This is a genomic window from Microcystis sp. LE19-195.1E, from assembly GCF_027532095.1.
In the GTDB taxonomy this organism is placed as follows: domain Bacteria; phylum Cyanobacteriota; class Cyanobacteriia; order Cyanobacteriales; family Microcystaceae; genus Microcystis; species Microcystis aeruginosa.
On sequence record NZ_JAPZSZ010000207.1, the window covers coordinates 1 to 12,035 of the forward strand.

The window sequence follows — 12,035 nt, forward strand, 5'->3', positions numbered from 1 at the left end:
TCTTATAATCCTGTCCGTTGCATAGCACAAACCGAAGAACCTAATTAATTTTGCTTAGGCACTTATTAATCGCTACAGTTTCTCTTATCTAGTTAAGTAGGGAGGCACAATTATTTGTAGGATGGGTTAGCGGTAGCGTAAACTATACGGGCGTTCGGTTTCATGCTTCAACCCAACCTACGTTCATCTTATATTTAATTCCACCCACCTACTTAACTGATCACTGATAACTGATAACTGATAACTGATAACTGATAACTAACCCTACTTAATTTAACTTCAGATCAAGAGCGATCGGACATTCCACTTTCGTTCCCCCTAAACCGCAGTAACCGCCGGGGTTTTTCGCTAAATACTGCTGATGATAAACTTCAGCATAATAAAATTCAGGTGCGTCGAGAATTTCCGTGGTAATTTGACCATGGCCCGCTTTATTGAGAGCTTCTTGGTAGATCGATCGGGATTTTTCCGCTAATTCCTTTTGCTGGGGACTATAGGTATAGATACCCGATCGATACTGAGTCCCCGTATCATTACCCTGACGCATTCCCTGGGTGGGATTATGACTTTCCCAGAAAACCTTTAACAGTTGTTCGTAGGAAATCACACTGGGATCATAGACCACTAAGACCACTTCATTATGCCCAGTCATGCCGGTACACACTTCCTGATAGGTGGGATTAGGGGTGATACCAGCCGCATAACCTACGGCCGTGGTGTAAACTCCTTCTAATTGCCAAAATTTCCGCTCTGCTCCCCAAAAACAGCCTAAACCAAATATTGCGGTTTCCATACCGGTGGGAAAGGGGGGCTGCAAAGGATGACCGTTAACGTAGTGGCCGCTAGGTACGGGCATTTTTTCCGATCGCCCGGGTAGTGCTTCCCTTGCTGTGGGCAAAGTTAATTTTTTTCCGAATCCGAATAACACCATAATAAGAATTTGTCCAGAAAGTTTTACCTTACTTTACATTGTCGCTTAATTTTGGCGATTTCAGTGATCGGTGATCAGAACTGAGGCTGCAGCTCAATTTTTGTCAATCTACTGAGTTGGGATTTTGAAAGGGAAACTCTCGGCTAAAACTGGGCGTTATTTCTGATTTTATCACTCAATCCCAACCCCGGAGCGCATTAGTTTTTCGGTGGGATGCTTACAGGCAGTTGTTCATACACTTGTATCAGTTGAGGCGTTGCTGAATCAAGGTATGAATGCAAACTGTGCATCAGATGCAAAAGTTAGTTTGGCTCTAGGTTTTAAAAATACCAGAAAAGAAGATTCATATCTCAAATCAGCAACGCCCAAATTGTTTTGGATGTCAGGCTATCATCAGATGAAATTAGTGATGGGTGTAGATGCTAAAACTGGTTCTAAGTAGGGAGGCACAATTATTTGTAGGATGGGTTAGCGGTAGCGTAACATGAGCGGGCGTTGGGTTTCATGCTTCAACCCAACCTACGTTCATTTTATATTTAATTCCAACCACCCACTTATAGCGTTTCCTGTTCGCAAGAGGTACATTATCGATGTTGAAAAGCTTAATTAGCAAAGGTTTAACTGTGCCACACAGGTGTGAGAACCACTATATATTAATCGTATATTTGATTTTACAGCTTAGGCAAATTCCTCAAATATATGGGGATACTTTACTTAATAAACTGCGCTATGTTAACTTAATTTTATCCCAAGAGGGAAATTTAATCTCTCTAAGCGAACGCCTGTTCTCGTCAGCTTGTATGTAAAGTTTTATGGACAAATTCAACATTTCTGCTACAGCTAATTCAGTATTTTTGCTTATTGATTTGGCGCAAGCGAATGATTAAGACATGGTGTATGAAGCGTTCAAGACTTTTACCACTATGCCTCTTACACCATTGAATTTGTTGTGGTCTCAAAACCTATTAATGGTTCAAGACAATAAAGATAACTTTCTCTATGAAAATGCAAAAACTGCATTTTCACCACTCTGGTGGCCTAACTTCAGATCTCGCTTTAAAGATGTACTTTTCTCAGCCACTTGGACGACCAATACACCTTACACACCGATCGCAGGCAATTCACTTGGTGGCGTTAACTCCGTAGCCCCATATACTGCTGCCGTAAACGATACCGTTATTAGAACTCTTGATTCCACAGAAAAAGGGTTACTCATACACACATCACAAAATGGAACTGGCTCAGTGAATCCAAATCTCTGGGAACCAACAGATATAGCCAATACCAGTCCATCTGTTCCTATAAATAGCTTAACCCCTAGTGCCTACACCTTTGCAGAAGCCCTAGGAAACGCAAGTTTTGGCAACCTATCTCTAAGCTATTTTCTAGCAGAAGATACATTCCGGGGCATATCGGTAAACCTGGGCAGGATATCTCGCCGTCCCAGTTCATCTGCTAAAGTTACCTTGGTCTGGACGGGAACACCTAGCACTGCTGATACAGACGCCAACTTAGATGTTTATCTACAAGGAACGACCACAGGCACGATTTATACTGCGTTTAATGCCGGATCGTTTGGTGGGTCTAGCTTTGTCGGCACTGACGCTGTTGCTGGTGGCGCTGGCGTGGATTTGATCACTGGCGCTGGTGCTGTAGAGTACATAGAGCAAATTTATCTTCCATCGCGGAGTATTTCCCCCTGGGACACCAGTTTTAATGTTTTTGTTAATGGTACACTCGGCTCTGTTCCGGTTTTTACAGGTCAAGATTTCTCGATCTTTTTTACCTCCCGCCCGGTAGTTGGTCAAGGCCACGGCTGGGGTGATGTGCATCTTTCTACCTTTGATGGCAAACCCTATGATTTGCAAGCAGTTGGAACGTTCATTTATGTCAAGTCTCTAACTGATGATTTTCAAGTGCAAACCGTTCAAAAACCCTGGTATACAGGTGCTCAAGTTTCTGTCAATACAGCCTTTGCGATCAGACTAGACGGCAAAACTTTTGTTTATGATTCAGAGCTTGCCATTGGTAAAGAATTAAAAGTTAATGGAGCAACGTATAATCTAAGCAGTGGCGACAGTGCATTGTTTGGTAACACGAGAATCCAGCGCTCAGGGAATCAGTACACCTTCACCTATGCCGGACTAGACGGTAATTTCTCCACAGCCGAGGACAACGATGTCGTCATCGCCGCAGACAATGGGAGCTACGTTGATGTTTTTGTCAATCCTTCTGATGATCGCGCTGGCTCGCTACAAGGGCTTTTAGGTAATGGTGATGGTGATAGCAGTAATGATTTTGCTCTGCGTGATGGCACGAACTTAGGTCCTAATCCCTCTGTTCAAACAATACATACAACGTTTGCCGACAGTTGGCGAGTTACTCAGGGAGAATCTCTATTTCAAACAACCAAATTTTTGACTACATTGACCAAGTCCACAACTGTATCATCTATAGATATTTCACCGATAGATATTATAGAGCCTACACCTGATCCCGAGCCTATCCCTTTTCCTAAGGAGTTTATTTCCTTAGAAACTCTAGCGAAACAAGATGCCAACGCAGTCGCAGACGCTTTCAAAACAGCACGAGAATTTGGTATTGCTGAAGGCGCTTTTTTAAATGGGGCGGCTTTTGATTTTCTGGTGACGGGGGATAAAACCTTCTTGTTAGGAGCAAAGCAGGCAGCGAACTTGGCACTGCAAAGTGAATTTCAAAATGGAGACACAGCAACTCCACTTGGAAGCATCGAAGGCAGTAAATGGGAAGATTTAAATGCCAATGGTATCTGGGAGGCAGATGAAAAAGCCCTAGCCGGTTGGACAATTTACATTGATAGTGTTGCCAATGGAACACTAGATCCTTGGGAACTTTCCACAGTTACTGATGCTAACGGCAAATACAGCTTTACTAACTTAGGACCGGGAGAATATGCCATCCGAGAAGTGAATCAAACAGGCTGGCTCCAAACCTCCCCTAGCACCCCCTACGCTTTGATCTTGAAAGTAGGCGAAAAATTGACTGATGTTAATTTTGGCAACTATCAATTACCCACGATTAATCTTAACCCCAAGAGTCAGACGATTGTTGAAGGTTTGACCACGCCTCAAAACGCCTCCTACACCGCCACTCTTTCCAACGCCAGCAGCCAAACCATCAGCGTTAACTATGCAACTTCTAACGGTACAGCAACCGCGGGATCGGATTACACCGCCACCATTGGAACTCTAACCTTTGCCCCTGGTGTTACTAGTCAAGTCCTCAACATTCCCATTCTCAATGATTCCCTTAATGAAGCAGATGAGACCTTTACTTTAACTCTGTCTTCTCCTACTAATGCTGCTCTTGGTACGCAGACGGCAGCTACCACGACGATAACCGATACTCTCACGGCCGCTGTCACCACGACTTTAGCGGCAAACGTGGAAAACCTGACACTGACGGGAGCAGCCGCCATTAACGGTACTGGTAACGCAGGTAATAACGTTATTACTGGTAATAGTGGCAATAACATCCTCAATGGTGGTGCCGGACTCGATACCTTGACGGGGGGAGCAGGAAACGATGTCTTCCTCTTCCAATTTTCCCAATCTACTGTCGCTAACCCTGACCGGATCACTGATTTTGCGATCGGCTCCGACAAAATTGATTTGCTCAGTGCCACAGGAGGTGTGCTGCCTGCCCCCGCTGCCTTTAGTCGTGCTGCCAATTCTGCGGCTACCACTTTAACCAATGTCGTGAATGCTGTTTTTACCGATGCCAATGGTTCCTTAGCTGGAAACCAAGCACTTGGTATTAATGGCGCGGCCCTGGTCCAAGTAACCACTACTGGGATAGCCGGAAACTATATTATTGTCAATGATAATGTTGCTGGTTTCCAAAGTGCCAATGACTTACTGGTTAACGTTACAGGCATTACCGGCACATTACCCGCTCTCGGTAATATCATTGTTTCCAACTTCTTTGTTTAGTGGATTCCTGATGGGGTGACAAGAATATTCTCAAGCCGGCGTGTTAGGGGTCGGGAATGGAGTCGCCTCCATCCCCCCCCTTCAGAATCGTGCATGAGACTTTCACCTCACACGGCTCCTAGTTTGATTGTTAGGGATACAGCTTGTCTTAGGCACTTGGTTGACATACTCCCACCGTCAAGCTACGCTGTGACGGGGAATTCTTGACCTATCACTATCGGAAATTCCTTGTTCAACGAGACAGCTTAGATTCTCAATGTCTCCACTGAAAATCCAGAGGCCGGACTCTCCCCCCCCCTTGCCCCCCCGACCCCCCCGACATCGGAGGGACAAGGGGGGGTGGGAGATGCGAGTAGGATGCCTGCCACGAATAAAGAAAAATGCTATCAGCCAATTACTTTGAGAGTTAAGCAGTAAGCGTTGGGGTTGTTGGGTTTCGCTTTTTCAATTAAATCTATAGCACTTTTCACGTTAGTGAGGTGTCGACAAGTTTTGCAAACAAAGGGTTTAAGCTCCTTGCCCATACCTCATTCTGATGAAAACTGCTATAGATTTAATTGGGCTAACCTACTTCCCAATTGTGTTAGCATCAGAGATAAGTATAAAACAGCCGAACGATTAAAGCGGGACTATTGGCTCTATGTGGTGTTTAACTGTGGGACAATGTCGGAAGTTTATGTCATTCGAGATGCGGTTACGCTAGGACGGCAACCTGTTACAAGCATTGAACATTATCAGCTTGGACTAGAGGCAATTCTACGGCAGGATGAACGGGAATGAAGATCAGCAAAATTCAGATTAAAAATTTTAAGTCTTTTCAAAATGTTACCGTAGATTTAGATCCTGATTTTAATGTCTTTACTGGGGTTAATAATTCAGGAAAAACCAATTTGCTAGAGGCGATCGCCCTTTGGCATGAGTGTTTTAACTTCTTGTTATACCAAGCAATTCGTGCTAAACCTGAACGTTATCGAGCGGGGCATTATGTTTTTAAAGATACTCAGTATTTACTTTACACAGATGTAAAAACGGTTCGTAGTTCTAATATTGATGACTTATTTTATCAGTGCGATAAAAGTCAAAAAATTGAATTAATTTTTATCTTTCAAGACATATATTCTGAGCAAAGACCAAACCCATTATTAAAGATTGGTTTTTCAATTACAAATTCCCATGGCAACAGCTACAAGCTAGAATTTTTAAATCGTCAAGATTTTGATTTTTTTCAGTTTAACCAACTATTTCATAATTTTCCTAAAGCAATTGGCTGTTCTTTTGCTTCTCCTGTTGCAACGATTAGAGCAGACGAAAGATTTTTAACTACTCCGCAGGTACTAGAAGCAATTCAAAAGCGAGAATCGGTTGAAGTCATTCGTAATCGTCTATACACTCTTCATAGTGATCAAGCAGATCCTCAATTGTATGAGAGATTTAAGCGCGATTTGTCGTATATTCTCTTTGATAGCCCTAGTGCAGAGGTTAGCTTTTTTACTTCTAGTGATTTTCGGGATGATGTCAAAGTTATTATTAATTACAAAATTGATAATCGTGATATAGAAAAAGATATTTCTTTACTGGGAAGTGGGACAATACAGATTATTGTAATTTTATTAAATTTATATTCTTTTGGGCAAAGAAATGATCTCAATTTGATTCTTTTTGATGAGCCTGATAGTCATATTCATCGTGACATACAGAGTCGGCTAATCAATACACTGCTTAGATTCTCTGAGACAACACAAATTTTTTTAACAACTCATAATGAAAGTTTAATTCGACAGGTTTCTTTACATCAATTATTTCATCTGGAAAATAGACCTCAATATAATTATAATGCTTTATCTCGACAAGAACTTCCCGTAGAGCCACGCTTTAAAGGAATTTATCCCTCTGCGCTAAATCCTATTATTAGTTCTTTAGGGAATAGTAATGGTTTAGATTTTATTAATGCCGTTGAAGCGGATAAAATCATTTTTGTCGAAGGTCAGGATGATGCAAAAGCAATTTATACGTTATTACAAAAGAATACTATTGGTATAAATACAAAAAAATATTCTTTCTGGGTGATGGGTGGAGTCTCTCAAATTTTTAAGGATTTACCTAGTTATAAAAAGATTTTTCAGTTAATTAGAAATCAGCAGAATTTATGGCAAAAATCTGTGTTAATTTTTGATAGAGATTTTTTAAATGACGACCATAAAAATCTAATTATAAATAATTTAAATAATCGGTTTAATTTGCCAACTTATATCCCAAGTGCATATACGTTTGAATCTATTTTATTGACAGATTTTGATAAATTGGGTAGGTTACTTTTTCTGTGGTTAAATCGCCAGCAAAATTCGATTTCAGTGGATGCCGTAAGTCTTGCTCAAGGTCTTAAACAAGCCTATCTGAACTATATGAATCCCAAATTACAGCAATTACTCAATGATAATGAGGCATTTGAACAAATCATCTATCAATGCCGCTCTATTCGGGATAAGCTTAAGAGTGATGATATGTTGGGTACAAATGATAGGTCAATTCCAGAAAATGATGTTCAATTATCAACTGCTTATCGCAACTATTTCAATCAAATTTTGAATACACGGGATTTTTACAAGTATGCCAAAAAAGATGACGTTCAAGCAATTATCAATCAGGTGATCAGCCCTCATAATATAGCGTTTAATATTGAGCAGGATTTTATTGCTTTATTAGAATGCGTTGATCGCTCAACTTGGTTTGAGGAGTGGGATTTTTTAACGAGATTGTAGAATTTTAACCATGACGACCTACCCTAAACGACTGATCGAAGTTGACCTACCCATTAAGGGAATTTCTGCCCATGCGCGGCGGTAAAAATCGATTCGTCATGGGTATATTTCTACACTTCATAGCGCAGCTTGACGGTGGGAGTATGTCAATGAATTTGCCAAGCAAACTGATTACTGATTACTGATCACTGAAAAAGAGCCGCCGCTGCCTTCGTTAAAATTAACCAAAGTGAGGCATAAGAGTCAAAACTCCCAAGTCTAAATCTTTACTATTGATCGATTTTGCTTCGTAGAGGGCTAACATATCGTTTAATTGGGGATTACCGCAGGAGGAACCAGTTACGCCCATGGCAATAATCAAACCACAATAACCCTCGGTATTTTTGATGCGTTTTTGCCAATTGCGACGCGCGTTACGGTGGTCGGGATCGTCTTCCTCAAATTCCCCAAACAGATAGAGATCACCATTAGCCATTTTCAGAATCCCCAGATCATAACGGGTATCTTCGAGGGGATCTTCGCCGGGGTTAAAACCAATAGCCGCCAAACCGCCAGCTTGTTCGATTTTTTCGATAATTTCCTTGGCTTTCGGTCGGGAGGTCTGGATCATGACCACGGGGAAACCCTCTCCTTTTGTCGGTACGGATTGGGGTTGATAATGGATTTTTGGACGACTGCGAATTTTATCTAATAATTGCCAGGGAACCATTCCCAGACTGAGATGTGCATTATCAGGAACTAAATCCTCCTTGAGTACGGATTCTTCCTCATCATCCTCATCATCCTCATCCTCGTCGTCGTCCTCCTCCTCCAGGAGTTGCATAAATTCCGCACATAGATCGGGCATCGTGGCCACCGTCACCGCCACGGTTTCCCCTTTTGCCTGTTCGGGATCGAGGGGAATGCGAAAACGACGCTGTAATTCTCCGATCGGTTCTTCGGATAAAGCGGATTGATTGCCTTTAAAAAAGCGCAACAGAGCCATTAAAGCTAAATATACCGTGATTGCTTCTTCTTCATCTAAATAGGGGCGAATACCTTCGTAGGGATGCACGCTGCCGAAAACTGGATGGATTTGGGAGGGGGCAGCCGAGGCTAGATCGTAGTCATCCTCATCATCGTCCTCATCATCATCGGCCAATTCGTAGCTTAAAAACCAACAATCTTGGGAAAGAAAGGCTTTTTCTAATCTTTCCATCGATTTTTCTGCTAAAGCGGACTGCCGGAATTGTTTGAGGGATTCTAGGGAACGATAGAGAATGATTCCGTATTCCCGACCGAGCATTCCCATGACACAGGCGTAAAGATTCGGGAAATCGGGGCGATCGAGCTTAATTTCCAAGATATCGTAATCAGCCAAACAGGACCAGGGTTCAGCTTTCCAAATTTCGTGAGCGGTTTTCACTAAAGCGGACTGCCAAGCGGGGGGAATTGCTGGGGGACGGTTATTTTGGAATTCGTCGAATCCACGAAAGAGATCATCGATCAGGGGCAAACTGGGGACATAATCGATGGTGATATCGAGATCTTGTAGTACCCCGCGCAGAAAAAACTGTGTTTCTCGATCGCGGACGATAATTTTTTTCGGTCTGGCTGGCCGGGCGGGACTTTGCGGTGTTTCGATGGCGCGGATTAAGGTTCTCACCATGGCCTCTGGCCCGGTTTCAGGGGAAACTACTTCCATAGCGCGTACACAGCCCTCGCTACCATCCACCCAGATCACGCACTCGCCGCCGCTTTCTTGATTTGGTTCTAGGGTGGCCCGGGGCATTCTCTCGGATAAGGATAAAGCACGACGATCTCCTTCCCAAACACTGGGAATTTGTGGGATTTTTTTGAGGCGGCTTTGGGTGGTCCGGGGCAGAAGATTCATCGGGAAATTTAGGGGTAGCTGTTTTAGGATTTTAACCTTTTCTTTTCAAGGATTCCATAAGAATTTTCTATCGATTTAGTCCATAACTTGATAAATAAACCGGAAACCTGACCAAGTTCCTAGATCAAAGGCGTATTCATCAATTACACTGCCAGAACTATCCATTTTTAGACCTAAATCTAATTTTAGATCGCTCCAGAAAGCTCTGGCTATTTCTAGGGGGTTAGTCAGGGTGAGCAGTTGGGTGGCTTCTCCCTTGAGGCTTTGAGTGGCATTGAGAAGGGTCAAGGTTTTCGGGAAAGGATGACGACTGAGGATCAGTAGATTTTCTCTGATGCCCTTGGGTTGACTAATTTTCCAATGCCCTTGGCGGTCATTGGGGATGGTGGCCTTGGTTTTAGCCGCCACGACAAAGGGGGCTAATGGGCTGGAATTGCTGAAATTATCGGGGGTTTCTGGACGGGAACAGTATAAAAGCGGTTGGCGATCGCTGTTGAGGACAATTATCAGTCCGTAGAGGGGTTGTTCTTCTTGATTCTCAATTTGATAGCGAATTTCCGTACCGACGGGCAGAATTAAGTCGTTTTTAGCGGTATTAGTCCCCCTGCTACCCGCAATTTTTTGGGTTGGCACTGTGGAGATATAGGTTTGATCGAGGCTTTCGAGGGTGACAATGACGGCTAAACCGGAGGATTCTTGATTGATCAACAAGTGCCACAATTTGCAGGCCAGCAGGGTTTCTAGTTGCGATTGCAGTCGTTTGATTCCCGATTTAATTGCTTCGTTGGCCGCCCCTAAACTACCGATAATTAGGGAGCCATTGGGAGATAATAACTGATAATTGCCAGTTTCTTCGCTACCAACTCGACTTAAGAGACAATCTACCGTTTGTTCGCCAATGTTAACCACGGCGGCCACATCGGGCAAACTGGCAAAGGTACTGGTGGCATCTACCCGTTCAATCCGGGTTAAGTTACTATCCAAACCGACGATTAAGCCGATTTTACTCGGAAAAACCCGCAATTTTTCCTCTAGAATCTGTCCTATTTCTAGGGAGGCGGTTGGTGATAATAACTGGGCTTTGGCTTTTAAACCCTGACGGGAGAGAATTTGTAGGCTGATTTCCTCCCCGGTCGCCTCAATAAAGCTCAAACAGGAGTTAATTCCGTAATTTTCCAGGATTTCTAAGGGGAGGCCCACCAGATTGACTTCTAGGGTGCGCTCGTCAATAAGATTTGTAACAATTGCCGCCCCACCCCTTGACTTTTCTGACGTTGTATGATATAGAGGATCAGAATTGTTTTGATTACCGGTCAGGATTGCCGGTTGCTGTTGTTCACTGCTGTGACTAGCGACGAGATTACGGAGATGGGGAAAAGCGATCGCAATTGTCGGACTGGGGGAAACTTGCCAGAGATACTGAGTGAGATCATAGGTGAATAAGCCGGCATTGGGGCTATTACCGCTCAATTCCAGGGCGATTTGCTCTGGTTTAGCGGCAGCGAGAATAACGCCGTTACTAGGCTTATTTTTGAGGTTAAAACGGGTTTTAATATCGGCAGCGAAAGTTAATTCGGCGGGGTTAGGATCAGTAATAGTTCTAGAATAGGAACGAATGCGGAGATTACCGAGATAGGGCTGAGGTTGGGGGAGATGACTACTATCAAAAACCAAGCTAAACTTATCCGTAGCTAGACAGCGAGCCATCAGCAGGATATTTTCCTTGATTAAAGCATTTTCTGCCCCATCCGCAGCAATAAAAACCTCTTTTCCGGCCCCAAGACTGCCATAACCGCTAAAGTGAAAAATGACCACATCCCCCAACCTGGCTTGGGCGATCAGGTGTTCTAAAAAAGCCGATTTGATCGCTTCTCCACTGGCTTGTTGTCCCGTTAAAGTTACTATATCAGCATCCTGAAAGCCAAAACGATAACGGAGAAGGTCTTTTTGTAACTCCACATCGGTAAGACAACCGGGCAGCGGCGGAATATTCGCCCCATACTGGTCAATACCGACTAAAAGAGCCAATTTTCGGGGATTAGGGGCGGCGAGAGCAGCCAAATGACGGTTAAGGGTCCCTTGACTAATCGCCAAAGTCAGCAACCCCCAACCTGTCTGCTGGATCAATTCTCGCCTAGTTATGTTCATCGAAAATTTTGGGTGGGAAACCCCGCCGTAGAACGGCGGCTTTACGTTAGAATTAAAAAGACCGTCTCGAAAACCAAGTGGGCGGACAGCACCTTGAAAACTCGGCTTAGGGAGTTCCGTTCAGAAAAGCTTGTCCGGGTAAAAAGTCGCGCGCAACAAGTACAAGAAGCGTTTAGTCAGAACCGTACCGTGGGACACACGGAATCGGGCTTCTGAAATGGGGCGAAAGTCTGTGGACTCTGTGTAAGACAGTACATGGTTTTTTAACTGTGGTATGCGACGGTGGTGGAAGCAGAAACTTAAATCGTGAGGTTTAGGAATCGCCGCACTTTTAGGGCGGCGAGGATGTCAAT

Annotated in this window: 7 protein-coding genes and 1 pseudogene; 4 read left to right on the plus strand and 4 right to left on the minus strand. The window is 43.6% G+C overall.

Features of this window, described 5'->3' with window-relative positions; translation table 11 throughout:
* Positions 1 to 268: 268 nt before the first annotated feature.
* Positions 269 to 931 (minus strand): peptide-methionine (S)-S-oxide reductase MsrA, encoded by a 663-nt coding sequence (gene msrA / locus O9300_RS11935; RefSeq protein ID WP_287971826.1) that lies wholly within the window; start codon positions 929 to 931, stop codon positions 269 to 271.
* Positions 932 to 1,187: 256 nt separating this feature from the next.
* On the opposite strand from msrA, the gene O9300_RS11940 reads away from it, so the two are divergent.
* Positions 1,188 to 1,373 carry a hypothetical protein gene (locus tag O9300_RS11940; RefSeq protein ID WP_287971827.1) on the plus strand — a complete coding sequence of 62 codons (186 nt, stop codon included), beginning with the start codon at positions 1,188 to 1,190 and terminating at the stop codon, positions 1,371 to 1,373.
* Between the two features lie 448 nt (positions 1,374 to 1,821).
* Entirely contained in the window at positions 1,822 to 4,902 is a 3,081-nt protein-coding gene (locus O9300_RS11945; protein ID WP_287971828.1) for a Calx-beta domain-containing protein, read from the plus strand.
* Between the two features lie 177 nt (positions 4,903 to 5,079).
* On the opposite strand, the pseudogene O9300_RS11950 reads toward O9300_RS11945, so the two are convergent.
* Positions 5,080 to 5,193, minus strand: a pseudogene (locus O9300_RS11950) (zinc ribbon domain-containing protein); the annotation flags it as partial.
* Between the two features lie 225 nt (positions 5,194 to 5,418).
* Here O9300_RS11950 and O9300_RS11955 point away from each other — a divergent pair.
* Together O9300_RS11955 and O9300_RS11960 are read left to right on the plus strand one after the other, a co-directional pair.
* The gene (locus O9300_RS11955) at positions 5,419 to 5,682 is read left to right on the plus strand and encodes a protein NO VEIN domain-containing protein (RefSeq protein WP_147071944.1); all 264 of its coding nucleotides are present in this window, start codon (positions 5,419 to 5,421) and stop codon (positions 5,680 to 5,682) included.
* On the plus strand, positions 5,679 to 7,661 hold the full coding sequence (locus O9300_RS11960) for an ATP-dependent nuclease (protein ID WP_287971829.1): 1,983 nt from the start codon (positions 5,679 to 5,681) through the stop codon (positions 7,659 to 7,661). Before O9300_RS11955 ends, O9300_RS11960 begins: the two co-directional genes overlap by 4 nt.
* A 220-nt stretch (positions 7,662 to 7,881) precedes the next feature.
* Here the strand turns inward: O9300_RS11960 and O9300_RS11965 are convergent, their stop codons facing one another.
* Together O9300_RS11965 and O9300_RS11970 are read right to left on the minus strand one after the other, a co-directional pair.
* The gene (locus tag O9300_RS11965; RefSeq protein ID WP_287971830.1) at positions 7,882 to 9,534 is read right to left on the minus strand and encodes a DUF6930 domain-containing protein; all 1,653 of its coding nucleotides are present in this window, start codon (positions 9,532 to 9,534) and stop codon (positions 7,882 to 7,884) included.
* Positions 9,535 to 9,609: 75 nt separating this feature from the next.
* Positions 9,610 to 11,682: a caspase family protein gene (locus tag O9300_RS11970; protein WP_287971832.1), complete on the minus strand. Its 2,073-nt coding sequence runs from the start codon at positions 11,680 to 11,682 to the stop codon at positions 9,610 to 9,612.
* Positions 11,683 to 12,035: the final 353 nt, after the last annotated feature.

Coding starts and splice junctions, on each gene's coding strand:
- O9300_RS11945 (WP_287971828.1), top strand. CDS start 1,822: ATGGTGTATGAAGCGTTCAAGACTTTTACCACTATGCCTCTTACACCA.
- msrA (WP_287971826.1), bottom strand. CDS start 931: ATGGTGTTATTCGGATTCGGAAAAAAATTAACTTTGCCCACAGCAAGG.
- O9300_RS11965 (WP_287971830.1), bottom strand. CDS start 9,534: ATGAATCTTCTGCCCCGGACCACCCAAAGCCGCCTCAAAAAAATCCCA.
- O9300_RS11960 (WP_287971829.1), top strand. CDS start 5,679: ATGAAGATCAGCAAAATTCAGATTAAAAATTTTAAGTCTTTTCAAAAT.
- O9300_RS11970 (WP_287971832.1), bottom strand. CDS start 11,682: ATGAACATAACTAGGCGAGAATTGATCCAGCAGACAGGTTGGGGGTTG.